This window comes from Methylobacterium sp. J-070 (assembly GCF_022829385.1).
Classification (GTDB): domain Bacteria; phylum Pseudomonadota; class Alphaproteobacteria; order Rhizobiales; family Beijerinckiaceae; genus Methylobacterium.
Genome location: NZ_JAKSXX010000221.1, coordinates 61,331 through 75,943, shown reverse-complemented (window position 1 = coordinate 75,943; position 14,613 = coordinate 61,331). Strand labels below are relative to the sequence as shown.

Sequence of the window (14,613 nt, the reverse complement as noted above, 5' to 3'; positions counted from 1 at the left end):
AGCGCCTACGACCTGTTCCTTTCCCGCGCCCTGCAGCACGCGAGCCTGGTGCGGGCGCCGACCTCGGCCGAGGCGGTCACGGCCTTCGCCCGGGACGGGCTGGAGGTGGCGGCCGGGGTGGAGCAGCCGCTGGCCGCCTATGCGGCGGCGCACCCCGAGGTGCGGTTGCTGCCCGGGCACTTCATGGAGATCCCGCAGGCGATGGGCCTGCCGGTTGGGCGCCCGGCGGGGGCGGCCTACCTCGCCGATTTCCTGGCACAGGCCAAGCGCGATGGGCTCGTGCGCCGCGGCCTGGAGGCCAGCGGGCAGGATCCGGGTTTGGCGGCGCCGTAGCTTATCCGGCGGTTACCCAACCCTCGACCTCATCCTGAGGTGCCCGCGTCAGCGGGCCTCGAAGGAGGACTCCAGGGATCGCGCGGCTGGCTGGAGGGCTCCTTCGAGGCCTCCGCTGCGCTCCGGCACCTCAGGATGAGGTGGTTGGGTGGGATTCGTTCGCGAATGGAACTGCGCAGCCCGACGCCTCACACAACCAGGTTCACGATCCGCCCCGGCACCACGATCACCTTCCGCGGCGCCCTGCCCTCCAGGACCTTCTGGACCGCCTCCAGCGCCAGGGTGGCGGCCTCGACCGCCTTGGCATCGGCGTCCCGCGGCACGGTCACGTCCGCGCGCTTCTTGCCGTTGATCTGCACCGGCAGGGTGATCGCGTCCTCGACGAGGAGTCCCGCCTCGGCCTCCGGCCAGGGCGCCTGGGCCACGAGGCCGCCACCGCCGAGGACGGACCAGCACGCCTCGGCGAGGTGCGGCATCATCGGCGCGATGAGCTGCACCAGGATGCCGGCCGCCTCCCGGGCGGCCGCCGCCGAGACCGGACCGCGCAACCCGTCCTCCAGGGCGTTGGCCAGGGTGTAGATGTGGGCGACGCAGCGGTTGAAGCGCAGGCGCTCGATATCGTCCTGCACCGCCGCGAGCGCCCGGTGGGCGGCCTTGCGCAGGGGCAGGTCCCCGGCACCGTCGCCGGCGGCCTGGGGCGCGGCATGCACCAGCCGCCAGACCTTCTGGACGAACCGGGCGGCGCCCTGGACGCCCTCCTCGGTCCAGATCACGTCGCGCTCCGGCGGCGAGTCGGACAGCATGAACCAGCGCGCCGTGTCGGCCCCGTAGCTCGCGATGATGTCGTCCGGGTCGACCACGTTCTTCTTCGACTTCGACATCTTCTCGATCGGGCCGATCGTGACCGGCGCCCGAGTTTTCACGTGAAACGCGCGGCGCTCGCCCTCCTCGGTGGCGAAACCGACCTCGGCCGGCGGCACCCAGGCGCCGGCGGAATCCTTGTAGGTCTCGTGGACCACCATCCCCTGCGTGAACAGGCCCGCGAAGGGCTCGGCGACGCCGGCCCAGCCGGTCTCACGCATCGCCCGCATGAAGAACCGGGCGTAGAGCAGGTGCAGGATCGCGTGCTCGATGCCGCCGATATACTGGTCCACCGCCAGCCAGCGGTCGACCACGGCACGGTCGGTGGGGGCGTCGGTCAGCCAGGGCGCGGTGAACCGGGCGTAGTACCAGGACGAGTCGACGAACGTGTCCATCGTGTCGGTCTCGCGCCGGGCCGGCGCGCCGCAGCGCGGGCAGGGCACGTTGCGCCAGGCGGCGTCGCGCTCCAGCGGGTTGCCGGGCTGGTCGAAGGAGACGTCCTCGGGGAGCTTCACCGGCAGGTCGGAGACCGGCACCGGCACCGGCCCGCAAGACTCGCAGTGGATGATCGGGATCGGGCAGCCCCAGTAGCGCTGGCGCGAGACGCCCCAGTCGCGCAGCCGGAACTGCACCTTGCGGGTCGCGGCCCCCTCCCCTTCGAGCCGCCGCGCCACGGCCTCGAAGGCCTCGGCCGTGGTCATGCCGTCGAGGAGGCGGGAGTTGATCATCCGCCCGTCCTCGACATAGGCGGTGTCGGTGACGACGAACGCGGCCGGGTCCTGGCCCTCGGGGCAGACAACGGGCGTGTTGCCGAGCCCGTATTTGTTCGAAAAATCGAGGTCGCGCTGGTCGTGCGCCGGGCAGCCGAACACCGCGCCGGTGCCGTACTCCATCAGCACGAAGTTCGCCACGTAGACCGGCAGCTCCCAGGACGGGTCCAGGGGGTGGCGCACGGTCAGGCCGGTGTCGAAGCCGTGCTTCTCGGCGGTGTCGATCGCGGCCTGCGCGGTGCCGGTGCGGCGGCACTCCTCGATGAAGGCCTGGAGCGCCGGCCTGTCGGCGGCGAGCGCTGCGGCCAGGGGATGGTCGGCCGCGATCGCCAGGAACTTGGCGCCGAACAGCGTGTCGGGCCGGGTCGTGTAGACCGTCACCGAGTCGGGGGCGCCCGCCACCGGTCGGGCGAGGGCGAACCGGACCTCCAGCCCCTCCGAGCGGCCGATCCAGTTCTTCTGCATCAGCCGGACCTTCTCGGGCCAGCGGTCCAGCCCGTCGAGGGCCTGGAGCAGGTCCTCGGCGAAGTCGGTGATCTTGAAGAACCACTGCGTCAGCTCGCGGCTCTCCACCAGGGCGCCGGAGCGCCAGCCGCGCCCGTCGATCACCTGCTCGTTGGCGAGCACGGTGTGGTCCACCGGGTCCCAGTTCACCTTGGCGGTGCGCCGGGTCACCAGGCCCTTGTCCAGGAAGTCGAGGAACATGCGCTGCTGGTGCTTGTAGTAATCGGGATCGCAGGTGGCGATCTCCCGGCTCCAGTCCAGCGACAGGCCCATGGCCTTGAGCTGGTCACGCATCGACGCGATGTTGGCGTAGGTCCAGTCCCGGGGGTTGACCTTGCGCTCCATGGCGGCGTTCTCGGCCGGCAATCCGAAGGCGTCCCAGCCCATCGGGTGGAGCACGTTGAAGCCGCGGGCGCGCTTGTAGCGGGCGACCACGTCGCCCATGGCGTAGTTGCGCACGTGGCCCATGTGGATGCGCCCCGACGGGTAGGGGAACATCTCCAGCACGTAGTATTTCGGCCGGGGGTCGCTGTTGTCCGTCTCGAACAGCCGCTGTTCGGCCCAGGCGTCCTGCCAGCGCGGCTCGGAATCCTTGGCGTTGTAGCGCTCGACGGGCTGGGGGGCGGTGCTGGTCATGGATCCGGCGGGGTCAGGGGCTCGGCGGTTGTTCCGGGGAACAACCACGGCACGGTCGCGTCGCGATAGCATATCTGCGCCGGAGCCGGTCAACGGAGGGCGCGCTCCGGGCTTGCGCGGGGCGCGCGAGCGCATAGGTCCGCCCAAGACGCGGACCGGCGCTCGGCACCGCCAGGACAAGCACGCCATGGACGACGCAAACACCGACCCGGTCGCCCTCCCGACCGACGGGATGGGCCAGCCGACCGCGAAGCTTCCGGTCGGCGAGGCCGACGTCGCCGCCGGCCTCGCCGAGGTGCGGGCCGCCATCGCCCGGGCGGCCGAGGATAGCGACCGCGACCCCGCCGGTGTCCAGCTCGTCGCGGTCTCCAAGACCGTGCCGGCCGAGGGCATCCTGCCGGCGCTGCAGGCCGGCCAGCGGGTCTTCGGCGAGAACTACGTCCAGGAATCCACGGCGAAATGGCCGGCCCTGCGGGCCCGCTATCCGGACGTGGAGTTGCACCTCGTCGGCCCGCTGCAATCCAACAAGGCGCGCGAAGCCGTGGCCCTGTTCGACGTGATCCACGCCCTCGACCGCCTGTCGCTCGCGGCGGCGCTCGCCAAGGAGATCCACCGGTCCGGCCGCACGCCGAAGCTGCTGATCCAGGTCAACACCGGCGCGGAGCCGCAGAAGGCCGGAATCCTGCCGGACCAGCTCGCCACCCTCCTGTCCGAGTGCCGGGAGACCCACGGGCTGGCGATCCAGGGCCTGATGTGCATCCCCCCGGCGGAGGACCCGCCCTCGGCCCATTTCGCCCTGCTGGCCCGGCTGGCGAAGGAGCACAACCTGCCGATCCTCTCCATGGGGATGAGCGCGGATTTCCCGGCGGCGATCCAGCTCGGCGCCACCCATGTCCGGGTCGGGACCGCGATCTTCGGGGCGCGGAAGCCGAGAGGGTAGCCGAACGCCCGCCGGGTCTCAGGGATCGAACGCGCGCGGCGCGGCCTGACGCACGGCCGCTTCCGAGCCGACCCGGCCGCCCGGACCGCCATCGGCGCTTCCCGGAAGCGGCCATGCGTCGGCTGGCCGGCACCTTCGGTTCGGAGTGGACAGCGGAGGTTGCGGGCAGGGATAGTCCTCTCGGGGCCGCCCGGTAGGACCGATCATGCTGCAACTGCAACCTGAGCCGAACGTCATTACCTTCGACTGCTACGGCACCCTCGTCCGGTGGCATAACGCCGTCCGTTCTGCGGCCGTCGCGATCCTCGCCGAACGTCTGACGAAGGCCGATGCGGAAGACCAATCCATCGCTCTAGCTGATCGGCTGCGCAGCGCCGCCGTGGAGCGCCAGCAGCGTCCGCCCTACTGCACCTACAAGTCCGTCCTGCGGTCCGCTCTCGCCGTAGCCCTCGCCGAGGCCGGTCATACGGCGAAGCCCGCGGACGAGGGCATGCTGCTGTCGCACCTCGGCCGGATCGAGCCGCACCCCGACGTCCCGGCCGCGCTCGAACGCCTGCGCACGCGCTACCGGCTCGCCATCATCAGCAACACGGATGACGACCTGATCGCCGACACCGTCGCGGCGATTGGGGTGCCGATCGACTTCGTCGTCACCTCCGAGCAGGCCCGCGCCTACAAGCCCGACCACCGGCTCTTCCAGCATGCCCATGCGACCCTGGGCGTGACGAAGGAGGAGACCGTGCACGTTGGCATGGGGCAGTTCACCGACCTCAAGGTCTGCCACGAACTCGGTATTCGCTCCGTCTGGATCGACCGGGTCGGCGAACCGCTGAACCCGGACTGGCCGCCGCACGCCACACTGGACGATTTCGTGGGGCTGCCTGCGCTGCTGTCGGTTTCTTGACCACGTCCCGAACGCAGCCCTTCGTCGGCCGTCCGGCACGGGGTGGTTCTGCGGCGGTCCGCTTCCGCGCGACGAGGCCGAGCGGTCCCAATCCGACGCTGGTCGCGACGCCGATGGCGCCTGCGGGTGCGGCCTGTCGCCCGCTTCGCTGCGCGGATCAGCGGACGGAGAAGGGCGACTGGTAGGGGCGGCCGAACGGGACGCCGTTGTTGACCGTCTGCACCGGCGCCAGAAAGCCCTTGCCGTCGCGTCGGTTGTTGCGGGTGTCCACCATCGAGAGCGGGCGCTCGACCCACTCCATCACCGAGACATCGCCGGGCGCGCCGACCTGCAGGGTTCCGAGCTTGGGGACGCGGTCGATGATTCCGGCCGGCTTGTGGGTCGCCATCGCGATCACCTGCTCCAGGCTGAAGCCCAGCGGCAGGAACTTGCTCATCACCACCGGAAGGAAGGGCATGCCGGGGGTGTTGCCGGAGAAGACGTGCAGGTCCGACGAGATCGTGTCCGGCGGCGCGCCCTGGGCGATCGCAGCCTCGGCGACGGTGAAGTCGAACGAGCCGCCGCCATGGCCGATGTCGAACACGACGCCCCGCCGCTTGGCCTCCAGGGCGGCCGGCAGCAGCTTGCCGTCCTGAACGATGTTGGTGAACTGGCCGGCGCTGTTGGGCGCCCCCGAGTAGCAATGCGTGAGGATATCGCCCGGCCGCAGCAGATCGAGGATCTGACTCATCAGCGCCGGCGTCTCGACGCCGCCGATATGGACCATCACCTTCGCCGGCCGCCCCGACATCTCGCAGGCCTGGATGGCCCGCTTCAGCGGTTCGGCCCCATGCTTGAAGATGACGTTCTCGGACATCCGGACCTTGGCACCGATGGCGAAGTCCGGGTTCTCGGCGATCGCCAGGGCGCAGGCCTCCACCTGCGCGTTGTCGAGGTTGTACAGCTCGGCCACCGGGAAGGCGGACAGGCCGTTGTTGGCGATGTGGATGAAGGCGAACATCCGCGTCCGCGTCTGGGCCGCGATGTGGCGCCGGAGCGCCGCGATGTTGTTGGCGCCCGCGTCGCCCGCCGAGACGACCGTGGTCACCCCCGAGAACGGGACGGTCTCGTCCGCCGGGATGCCGATCGCCGAGCCGTAGGGATAGGTGTGGGCGTGGAGATCGACGAGCCCCGGCAGCACGAGCTTGCCGGAGGCGTCGATCGTCTGCTTGGCGCGCTCGGCGGGGATGTCCGGCTCGAGGGCGGCCACCACGCCGAAGCGGATGCCGACGTCACGCTTGGCCCGCAGCGACTGGCTCGGGTCGATGACCTCCCCACCCTTGATCACCAGGTCGAAGCGGTCGGGCACGGCGGCGGCCGGCCCCACGGCCGCCAGGGCGCCGGCGAGGCCGAGCCAGGTACGACGCGACAAATCGGACATGGTCCAACCTCCCTCGGGGTGCCGCCGCGCGCCGTTGGTCGGTGCGTCGGCCTGCGGGTCCCGTTGCACGGCGCGCGTTCTTCGACGGCGCCGCGCCAGAGCGTAGCTTTCGCAATAGTCAAGCTGCAAGGTTTCGGTGAAATCGCGCCGTGACGATCGTCGAAGATTATATCGACGGCCAAGTCCGCCGCGATGGCATTGCCGCCCGGAGGCGGACCGGCAGGCAACCACCCCGCTCAGCCATTCGGAGGCGCCCGCTTCCGGCCCGAGTTGGCCGTAAGCGGCGCGTCCGCTTCAGGGAAGCCTTCGCGAGAGCGGACGGTCCCTGACCGACCCATATTCAGCCTTACCAGCAGCCATCGACGCTTCCCGAAAGCGGTTATCGGTCGGCGGCCGTGCAGCTTCGGATAGAGATGATATCGGAAGTCGTTACCACGGCTGACCATCACCGAACGACCAGTCCTCCTTGTCGACAAAGACCATGTTGATCATGATGTCGTCAGGGCGGACCGCCAGCTGCGATTTGAGCTCGTCGGCCACGAAACGATAGAAAGCGAACTTGGTGTCCTTCTTGTTGCCGACCGTGCTGGTCACCTGGATCAGGATAAAGTCAGGCGACCGGCTGAAGCCGAGAAACTGCGGATCATAGACAAGATTATCCGCCGTGTGCTCGCCAATCACGACAAAGCGGTCGCCATCGGGGGCTTCAAGAACGTCGACGATGCCGCGATAGACGATGTCCGCCACAGCGGCGCGGTATTCGGGGGGCTTCCCCTGGATCAGATCGATGCGTGCAAACGGCATGATGATCTCCTCGGATAGGGGTGCGGTCGGCCTATCACTGGGGCCGGCCGCTGGACGCTCAGGCGCGGTTGTCGATCTCCGGTACGCCGCTGCTCCGGTCGGCATAGGCAGCGATGAATGTCGGCCGGGCCTGCCAGCGCTGCCAGAAGGCATCGAGATGTTCGAAGCGCTCGTCGAGCGGCGTGGCGTTCACGGGGAACTTGGAGAACGCGATCGCGGTCGCCAACGTGATGTCCGAGAACGTCGGCTGATCGCCGCCCAGCAGCCACGCGCGGCCGTCAGCGAGATGCCGGTCGACCAGACCGGCATGTGCCAGTGCCACCTTGCGTGAATGCTCGCCCCAGGCCGGATTGCTGGTCAGTTCCAGCTTCGGGCCCAAACCCTGATGCAGGACATGGAATGCGGTGACGATGGGATAGAGGATGTGGACCCACACCCGGTTGTCCCACATCTGATCGAGGCCGCGCTCGTGCGCCGTCTCGCCCATGATCTTGCGGCCTTCGAACACGTCGTCGAGGTAGCGGGCGATGGCGGAGGTCTCGCTCAGGTAGGAGCCGTCGGCAAGCGCCAGGGTCGGCGTCTCGCCCCAGGCGTTCATCTTCAGATGCCTCCATCCTCGCTGCTCGCCCAGCGGTGACATGTCGTAGATCGTCTCGTCGAAGTGATCGGCGATGCCCTTCTCGTGCATGAAGATCCGCAGGCGTTGCGGGTTCGGGAAGGCCGAGGGTGAGGTGAAGAGCTTGAGCTTGTCGGACATCATCGCTTCGCTTTCGCAGAGGCTTAGCCTGTCTGTCATATGACAGGCAACAAGCTAGGACCGGCGTCTTGTTCCGTCAAGCCCTGTCTGCCATATGACAGGTGGAGGTCGAAGATGGCAGCGCCGTTGAAGAGGGATGTGCGGGAGGCGATCCTCGTGGCCGCGAGGGAAGCGGCGATGGCCTATGGCTACGGGGGCCTCAATTTCCGCGACATCGCAGAGGCTGTCGGCATCAAGGCCGCGAGCATCAACTACTACTTCGCCAACAAGGCCATCCTCGGAGAGGCAGTCGCGCGCCGTTATTGGGAAGACGTTGCCCGCGATCTTGACGCTATTTCGACGAGCGCCCACAGCCCGATCGAAGCGTTGCGGCTATACCCCGGCGTCTTTCGCCTATCCCTGGAGCGCAACAATCGCATGTGCCTCAGCAGCTTCATGGCGACAGAATATGACGCGTTGCCTGAGCCGGTCCTGAAAGAAGTCCAAGCGTTTGCCGACATCAATACGGCTTGGCTGCGCGAGCAGCTCGTTGCTGCAAAGCTAGTCAATCCAGAGGACGGCGAGACGAGAGCCCGTGCCACTTATGCTGCTGTCGCCGGCGCTCAGATCGTCGCTCGAAGCCGTTCGGACATAAACCTGTTCGACTCGTTGATCAGGAGCTATCAAGAGGCGGGCCTCCTGCCGAACTGATTAGATGCGCGCACGAAGACGAAGTCCGTTTCCACGCGTTGCCGCCCCGGCGCGCCTCCGGTCCGGCGCGAACGCACGGAGACCGGAGGGCCGCCGTCACCCGATCCGCAGGCGCGTCCGCGGGCCGAGGCGCCGGAGCAGCCGGAGCAGGTCCGCCCGGGCCAGCGCGACGCAGCCCTCCGTGGGGCGGTAGCCGTCCCGGGCGATGTGCAGGAAGATCGCCGAGCCCCGCCCCTGCCGGATCGGGCCGCGGTTGTAGTCGAGGTCGATCACCACGTCGTAGAGTCCGTCGCCCCGCCACATCGCCTCGGCGCTCACCCCCGGGGCCGGCAGGCGGATCGGCCGGTTGTAGCGGCGGTCCCGGCTCTCGTCGCACCAGCCGTCGTCGGGCCGGGTCGGCCGGAGCGGGAGCGCCGTCCGCGGGCGTATCCCGAGACGGTCCGGCCGGTAGGCGCCCCCCCGCAGGCGGAAGCGTCCCCGCGGCGACCCGCCGTCGCCCTCGCGCTTGTCGCACACGATGCCGCCGGCCCCCAGCGCGCAGGGAATCACCGCCGGGCCGACCAGGAGCTGACCGCGCCGGCGGTCGCCGACCGTCGCCCGCACGCGGATCTCCTCCAGGGTGAGACGGACGCGTCCCGGTCGCTCACGTCGCCCTAGACCCACGCCCGCCCTCCCCTCGCGACCGCCCCGCCGCAGCGGCACAGCCGGTTTCATGTCCGCCATCCGCACTTCGAATTCGGTGAACAATTGCGCACAAGGCAATTTCCGGCCACAAACGTTGCCCTATGCTTGACCGGAAACCGGGCCGTCGAGCCGGGATTCGGGAGCGAACCTGCCCAGCGCCTCGGCGCGGGCCTCCACGCCCCGGAATCCCGGTGCGGCTCAGCCCGGTTCGCCGGCGCGTTCACGGCCCGGCACGGCCAATGATGCGGAAACAAAAGCCTCGGCAGAGTTGCCACGCGCGATCCTGCTGAGATCTTAGTCATCGCACGCTGCGTCCGGAAGGCGGCCCGCCCCTTCCCGCAGCCTGCCCTGGGACCCGGACGATGTCGAATGCCTACCGCCTGCTGATCTGCGACGACGACGCGATCCTGCGCGACACCCTCACCGAGCAGCTGGACCTCTGCGAGGAGTTCGCGGTGTTCACGGAAGCCAACGCCGCGGACGCGATCCGGCGGGTGGCCGCGGAGCGCATCGACCTCGCCGTGATGGATGTCGGCCTGCCCGACCTCGACGGGCGCGAGGCCGTGCGCCGGATGCGGGCCGGCGGGTTCCGCGGCCCGGTGATCATGCTGACCGCCCAGGATTCCGAGGCGGACCACGTCGAGGGTCTGGAGGCGGGCGCCAACGACTACGTCACGAAGCCGTTCAAGTTCGGCATCCTGCTGGCCCGCATCCGCGCGCACCTGCGCAGCCACGAGGCCTCCGAGGACGCGGTGTTCCAGATCGGCCCCTACACGTTCCGGCCCGGCGCCAAGCTGCTGGTGGGCGAGCGCGGCTCCAAGCTGAAGCTCACCGAGAAGGAGACGGCGATCCTGCGCTTCCTCTATCGGGCGGGCCGCGCCGTGGTGAACCGCGACACCCTGCTGGCCGAGGTCTGGGGCTACAACGCCCACGTGACCACGCACACGCTCGAGACGCACATCTACCGGCTGCGCCAGAAGATCGAGCCGAACCCCGCCACCGCGGCGATCCTCGTCACAGAGGGCGGTGGATACAAGTTGCTGCCCTGACTATTTAGCTTTTTGCGTGTAATCGATCCTGCGATCCCGGTCTGCAGGGTTGGTGAGGCGATTCTTTGGGGCTCGACGACGACATCACGATCCTCGCCGCCGCGCCGGTGTTCGGCTTCCTCGACCGCGATGCCCTGCGCCTGCTCACCTTCGCGGCCGAGCGCCGGGAACTCGCCGACGGCGACCTGCTCTTCGCCCGCGGCGACCCCGCCGACGGCGGCTTCGTGGTCCTGTCGGGCACGATCCGGCTGGTCCCGCGGAACGGCGGGACCGAGCCGGTGCGGGCCGGCCGGTCCGCGGTGATCGGGCAGCTCGCCCTGTTCGTGCGCGGGATGCGCCCCACCGAGGCCCGGGCCGAGGGTGCCGCCGAGGTCATGCGGATCACCCCGACGCTGATGCGCCGCGTGCTGGAGGAATTTCCGGAGGCCGCGCAGGCGGTCCATGCCACGCTGGCGGAGGATCTGGCGGCGTTCGTGACCGACCTCGACCGCGTGCGGGGGATGCTCGACGCGACTTGAGGACGCTTCGGGCCGCCGTCATCCCGTCGCAGCGGTGCCGGACGGCCCGGAAACCGGCCGATCGAGGCGCGGCCGGCACCGTCGAGGGGCCGTCCCTCAGGTGACAGCCCCGATGCCCGCTTGTAAGCACGGGCTCCCGTCACGAGGGTTTTTCAGACATCCATGTCCCAGGCCGGCATGCCCCATTCCGATCTCGCCCAGACCATCGAAGCCGCCTGGGAGGACCGCGCCACCATCTCGACCACCACCGGGGGCGCGGTGCGTGAGGCGGTCGAGGCCGCGTTGGACCTGCTCGATTCCGGCAAGGCCCGGGTCGCCGAGAAGAGCGGCAACCATGATTGGGTCGTCAATCAGTGGCTGAAGAAGGCGGTGCTGCTGTCCTTCCGGCTCAACGACATGGCGACGATCACGGGCGGCCCCGGCGGCGCGCCCTGGTGGGACAAGGTGGCGTCCAAGTTCGCCGGCTGGGGCGAGGCCGAGTTCCGGGCCGCCGGCCTGCGCGCCGTGCCGGGCTGCTTCGTCCGCCGCGGCTCCTACATCGCGCCGGGCGCCGTGCTGATGCCGAGCTTCGTCAACCTCGGCGCCCATGTCGGCGAGGGGACCATGGTCGACACCTGGGTGACGATCGGCTCCTGCGCGCAGGTCGGCAAGAACTGCCACATCTCCGGCGGGGCCGGCATCGCGGGCGTGCTCGAGCCGCTGCAGGCCAACCCGGTGATCATCGAGGACGATTGCTTCATCGGCGCCCGCGCCGAGGTGGCCGAGGGCGTCATCGTCGGCCAGGGCAGCGTCCTGTCCATGGGCGTCTATATCGGCGCCTCCACCAAGATCGTCGACCGCACCACCGGCGAGGTCATGTACGGCCGCGTGCCGCCCTACTCGGTGGTGGTCTCGGGCACGATGCCCGGCAAGGCCCTGCCGGACGGCAGCCCGGGCCCGGGCCTGTACTGCGCGGTGATCGTCAAGCGCGTCGATGCCGGCACCCGCTCCAAGACCGCGATCAACGAGCTGCTGCGCACGTAGGTCCGGGACCTGGAGGGCGGCCCGGTGGAGACGACGCGGACCTTCGACCTGATCGTGGCGGGCCGGCCGGTGCCGACCGTCTGCGACGTGATCGGCGAGGGGCCCGACGCCCTGCTGCTGCCGGCCCTCTCGACCATCTCCGACCGGGCCGAGATGCGCGCCCTCGCCCGCAGCCTCGGGACCGGACACCGCAGCCTCGTCCCCGACTGGCCGGGGTTCGGCGCCCGGCCGCGGACGCGGGTGCCGCTCGCGCCGGACACGTTCCACGCCTTCCTGGACGCGCTGCTCGCCGCCGCGCCCGGCCCCTACGCCCTCGGCGTCGCGGCCGGCCACGCCGCCGGCTACCTCGTGGCGGCGGCCCGGCGCCATCCCGGCGCCTTCGCCCGGCTGGTGCTGGTGGCGCCGACCTGGCGCGGACCGCTGCCCACCGCGATGCCCGGCCGGGCGCACTGGTTCCCGCGGATCCGCCGGGCCGTGGAGGCGCCGCTCCTCGGGGAGGCGCTTTACCGGATCAACATCAGCCCGCCGATCATCGGCCGGATGATGCGCGCCCATGTCTACGCCGACCCGGCCCACGTCACCCCGGGGGTGATCCGGGACAAGCACGCGGTCACCCGCCAGCGCAACGGCCGGTTCGGCACCGCCGCCTTCGTCACCGGCGGCCTCGACCCGGTGGGCGAGCGTGCCGCCTTCCTGGACCTGTTCGGGGACGGCCTGCCGCCGACCCTGGTGCTGCGGCCCGGAAACGCCCCGCGCCGTTCCGGCGCCGAGATGGACGCGCTGATCGCCGCCGGCCGGGTCGCCGGGGTGGCGATCCCCGGGGCGCTCAGCCCGCACGAGGAATTTCCCGCCGCCGTCGCCGCGGCGATCCGGGCGAATTAGCCGGCGAAATTTGTGGTTTCAAAAGGTCCGGGACCTTTTGCGGGTGCGGGGCGGAGCCCTGCTGGCGGGCGCCCACCGATCCATCGGGGCTCCGCCCTGACGACCTGCCAAAGGGCAAGCCCTTTGGAAACCCGGCGTCTACGTCCCCGCCAAGCGCCGGGGCAGGGCGCCGCGGGGGTGCTCCGCGGGCATCGTGATAACCCCGTGACGGTAGGGGAAGCGGGCGCGCTGGAGCGGGTCCGGCCCGGTGAAGATCAGCCGCGTCCGGAACGCCACCGGGCTGACGCAGAGCAGATAACCACGCAGGGCCCTGTCGTCGGGGACGAACAGGGTGGTCGCGAGATACCGGCTCTCGGCCCGGACCCAGTCGGGGACCGGCAGGCCCCAGCGCCGGACCAGATGTTCCCCGGCCCCGCCCAGGAACGCGTCGGCCTCCGGACACCCGAGCAGCCCCGGCTCTTCGGCGACGAAGGCTGAGCCATGCGGTCGGGGCGGGCGAGATGGGACGCCACAGCGTTCGCGCGGCCGGGCCCCCGGGTCAACTCCGGCGGGCCGGTGAAGGCGCCCCCCCGGGATGGACAACGGGACTTGCATCGTCGCTGGAGGCGAGGGGTAGCTCTTGGGATCGTCGCCCGGTCGACGGGCGTGGCAGATCGGATCTGCCACGCCCGCTCCCTCCCCCCCTCTGCGGGGAAGGGAGCGCCCGCGGGGCCGACCCTTGCCGTCATCCGGCAGCGATGTGTCATCCTCGCAGCCTGGACAGCCGGGAAGGCCTGTGCGCGGACTGAACCCCCCGGCCGAGCCGTTCGTTTGTCTGCGGGCGTGGCCCGCCTCCTCGCCTGACACCGCCACGGATCCGATGCTGCGCACCCTCTCCCTGCCGGCCCTCGCCGTCCTGATCGCCGCCGCGAGCCCGGCTCGCGCCGAGGACATGCCCCGCCCGGCCCCGCCGTCCGCGGCGCCGTCCCTCGGCTCCGACACGCTCAAGCCCGGCAAGCCGGCCGTGAAGCCCTACCTGGCCGAGGCGGCCACGCCCGACGCCGTGCAGATCCTGCCGCCTCCGCCGGCCCACGATGCGCCCCTCGACAAGGCCGATCGGGCGGCCTTCGCCACCACCCGCGCCCTCAAGGGCAGCCCCCGGTGGGAGATCGCCGCCGACGACGTGGCGGAGGGGGCCGCCGCGGTGCTGGAGAACTTCGCCTGCGTGCTCGGCACCAGGATCGACCAGGCCCGGGTTCCCGCGGTGATCAACCTCCTGGAGCGCGCCCGCCTCGACCTCGCCCGGGCGACCCGGGGGCCGAAGGTCCATTACCGCCGCCTGCGGCCCTTCGTGGGCAACGAGGCGCCGATCTGCGTGCAGCGGACACAGGCGCTGGCCGACAGCTTCAGCTACCCGTCGGGACACGCGACCCAGGGCTGGGCCTACGCGCTGATCCTGGCGGCGCTGGTGCCCGAGAAGGCAACCGTGATCCTGGTGCGCGGGCGCGCCTACGGCGAGAGCCGGGTCGTGTGCGGCGTGCACTGGCTCAGCGACGTGGTGGCGGGGCGCCTCACCGGCACCTCGGTCTTCGCCGCCCTGATGGGTGACCCGACGTTCCGGGCCGACCTGGAGAAGGCCCGGGCCGAGCTCCGCGGCGCCCTGGCGGGAGCCGGACCCGCCCCCGATCCCGCCATCTGCACCCGGGAGGCGGAGGCCCTGCGCGCGCCGCCGCTGGAGTTCTAGACTTGAACGAGTCCAGTTTTGAAGTCTTCCAAGTGTGTGATTTACAACACGTTTTCGGATTGATCAATAAAGCGTGACCGACCAATCGTGAGCCCTGCGTACCGATGAAGTGCCG

At 70.3% G+C, this 14,613-nt stretch carries 14 protein-coding genes and 1 pseudogene; 9 read left to right on the top strand and 6 right to left on the bottom strand.

The features are described from left to right. Positions 1-333: pseudogene (locus MKL01_RS23895) on the top strand (ABC transporter substrate-binding protein); the annotation flags it as partial. A gap of 188 nt (positions 334-521) precedes the next feature. Here the strand turns inward: MKL01_RS23895 and leuS are convergent. After that, on the bottom strand, positions 522-3,104 hold the full coding sequence (leuS, locus tag MKL01_RS23890) for a leucine--tRNA ligase (RefSeq protein WP_243907658.1): 2,583 nt from the start codon (positions 3,102-3,104) through the stop codon (positions 522-524). A 187-nt stretch (positions 3,105-3,291) separates the two neighbouring features. Here leuS and MKL01_RS23885 point away from each other — a divergent pair, with 187 nt between their 5' ends. Together MKL01_RS23885 and MKL01_RS23880 are read left to right on the top strand one after the other, a co-directional pair. Further along, positions 3,292-4,044 (top strand): YggS family pyridoxal phosphate-dependent enzyme, encoded by a 753-nt coding sequence (locus MKL01_RS23885; RefSeq protein WP_243907657.1) that lies wholly within the window; start codon positions 3,292-3,294, stop codon positions 4,042-4,044. Between the two features lie 205 nt (positions 4,045-4,249). Next, positions 4,250-4,948, top strand: a complete 699-nt coding sequence (locus MKL01_RS23880; RefSeq protein WP_243907656.1) for a haloacid dehalogenase type II — start codon at positions 4,250-4,252, stop codon at positions 4,946-4,948. A gap of 157 nt (positions 4,949-5,105) precedes the next feature. Here MKL01_RS23880 and MKL01_RS23875 read toward each other — a convergent pair whose 3' ends face one another. The 3 genes from MKL01_RS23875 to MKL01_RS23865 form a co-directional block, all read right to left on the bottom strand. Continuing rightward, on the bottom strand, positions 5,106-6,368 hold the full coding sequence (locus MKL01_RS23875; RefSeq protein WP_243907655.1) for an amidohydrolase/deacetylase family metallohydrolase: 1,263 nt from the start codon (positions 6,366-6,368) through the stop codon (positions 5,106-5,108). Positions 6,369-6,797: 429 nt separating this feature from the next. After that, positions 6,798-7,172, bottom strand: coding sequence for a tautomerase family protein (locus tag MKL01_RS23870; protein WP_243907654.1), 375 nt, complete (start codon positions 7,170-7,172; stop codon positions 6,798-6,800). A gap of 58 nt (positions 7,173-7,230) precedes the next feature. After that, positions 7,231-7,929: a glutathione S-transferase family protein gene (locus MKL01_RS23865; protein ID WP_243907653.1), complete on the bottom strand. Its 699-nt coding sequence runs from the start codon at positions 7,927-7,929 to the stop codon at positions 7,231-7,233. Between the two features lie 114 nt (positions 7,930-8,043). Here MKL01_RS23865 and MKL01_RS23860 point away from each other — a divergent pair, with 114 nt between their 5' ends. Beyond that, positions 8,044-8,619 carry a TetR/AcrR family transcriptional regulator gene (locus MKL01_RS23860; protein WP_243907652.1) on the top strand — a complete coding sequence of 192 codons (576 nt, stop codon included), beginning with the start codon at positions 8,044-8,046 and terminating at the stop codon, positions 8,617-8,619. A 96-nt stretch (positions 8,620-8,715) separates the two neighbouring features. Here MKL01_RS23860 and MKL01_RS23855 read toward each other — a convergent pair whose 3' ends face one another. Next, positions 8,716-9,222 carry a L,D-transpeptidase gene (locus tag MKL01_RS23855; RefSeq protein ID WP_409566323.1) on the bottom strand — a complete coding sequence of 169 codons (507 nt, stop codon included), beginning with the start codon at positions 9,220-9,222 and terminating at the stop codon, positions 8,716-8,718. Positions 9,223-9,665: 443 nt separating this feature from the next. Here MKL01_RS23855 and MKL01_RS23850 point away from each other — a divergent pair, with 443 nt between their 5' ends. The 4 genes from MKL01_RS23850 (at position 9,666) to MKL01_RS23835 (ending at position 12,775) form a co-directional block, all read left to right on the top strand. Further along, positions 9,666-10,352, top strand: a complete 687-nt coding sequence (locus MKL01_RS23850) for a response regulator transcription factor (RefSeq protein WP_243907650.1) — start codon at positions 9,666-9,668, stop codon at positions 10,350-10,352. 65 nt (positions 10,353-10,417) lie between these two features. Further along, entirely contained in the window at positions 10,418-10,870 is a 453-nt protein-coding gene (locus tag MKL01_RS23845) for a cyclic nucleotide-binding domain-containing protein (protein WP_243907649.1), read from the top strand. Positions 10,871-11,047: 177 nt separating this feature from the next. Then, complete coding sequence (dapD, locus tag MKL01_RS23840) at positions 11,048-11,893, top strand: 2,3,4,5-tetrahydropyridine-2,6-dicarboxylate N-succinyltransferase (RefSeq protein WP_243907664.1); 846 nt, start codon at positions 11,048-11,050, stop codon at positions 11,891-11,893. A 24-nt stretch (positions 11,894-11,917) separates the two neighbouring features. Beyond that, a complete protein-coding gene (locus MKL01_RS23835; protein WP_243907648.1) occupies positions 11,918-12,775 on the top strand; it encodes an alpha/beta fold hydrolase in 858 nt (285 codons plus the stop codon). Positions 12,776-12,913: 138 nt separating this feature from the next. On the opposite strand, the gene MKL01_RS23830 is transcribed toward MKL01_RS23835, so the two are convergent. Continuing rightward, entirely contained in the window at positions 12,914-13,441 is a 528-nt protein-coding gene (locus tag MKL01_RS23830) for a hypothetical protein (RefSeq protein WP_243907647.1), read from the bottom strand. A 193-nt stretch (positions 13,442-13,634) separates the two neighbouring features. On the opposite strand from MKL01_RS23830, the gene MKL01_RS23825 reads away from it, so the two are divergent. Further along, positions 13,635-14,498, top strand: a complete 864-nt coding sequence (locus tag MKL01_RS23825) for an acid phosphatase (protein ID WP_243907646.1) — start codon at positions 13,635-13,637, stop codon at positions 14,496-14,498. Positions 14,499-14,613 lie beyond the last annotated feature (115 nt).

What these genes read in the sequence shown, in the direction of transcription:
- leuS (WP_243907658.1), bottom strand. Translation starts at nt 3,104, where the DNA reads ATGACCAGCACCGCCCCCCAGCCCGTCGAGCGCTACAACGCCAAGGAT.
- MKL01_RS23885 (WP_243907657.1), top strand. Translation starts at nt 3,292, where the DNA reads ATGGACGACGCAAACACCGACCCGGTCGCCCTCCCGACCGACGGGATG.
- MKL01_RS23880 (WP_243907656.1), top strand. Translation starts at nt 4,250, where the DNA reads ATGCTGCAACTGCAACCTGAGCCGAACGTCATTACCTTCGACTGCTAC.
- MKL01_RS23875 (WP_243907655.1), bottom strand. Translation starts at nt 6,368, where the DNA reads ATGTCCGATTTGTCGCGTCGTACCTGGCTCGGCCTCGCCGGCGCCCTG.
- MKL01_RS23870 (WP_243907654.1), bottom strand. Translation starts at nt 7,172, where the DNA reads ATGCCGTTTGCACGCATCGATCTGATCCAGGGGAAGCCCCCCGAATAC.
- MKL01_RS23865 (WP_243907653.1), bottom strand. Translation starts at nt 7,929, where the DNA reads ATGTCCGACAAGCTCAAGCTCTTCACCTCACCCTCGGCCTTCCCGAAC.
- MKL01_RS23860 (WP_243907652.1), top strand. Translation starts at nt 8,044, where the DNA reads ATGGCAGCGCCGTTGAAGAGGGATGTGCGGGAGGCGATCCTCGTGGCC.
- MKL01_RS23850 (WP_243907650.1), top strand. Translation starts at nt 9,666, where the DNA reads ATGTCGAATGCCTACCGCCTGCTGATCTGCGACGACGACGCGATCCTG.
- dapD (WP_243907664.1), top strand. Translation starts at nt 11,048, where the DNA reads ATGCCCCATTCCGATCTCGCCCAGACCATCGAAGCCGCCTGGGAGGAC.
- MKL01_RS23825 (WP_243907646.1), top strand. Translation starts at nt 13,635, where the DNA reads ATGCTGCGCACCCTCTCCCTGCCGGCCCTCGCCGTCCTGATCGCCGCC.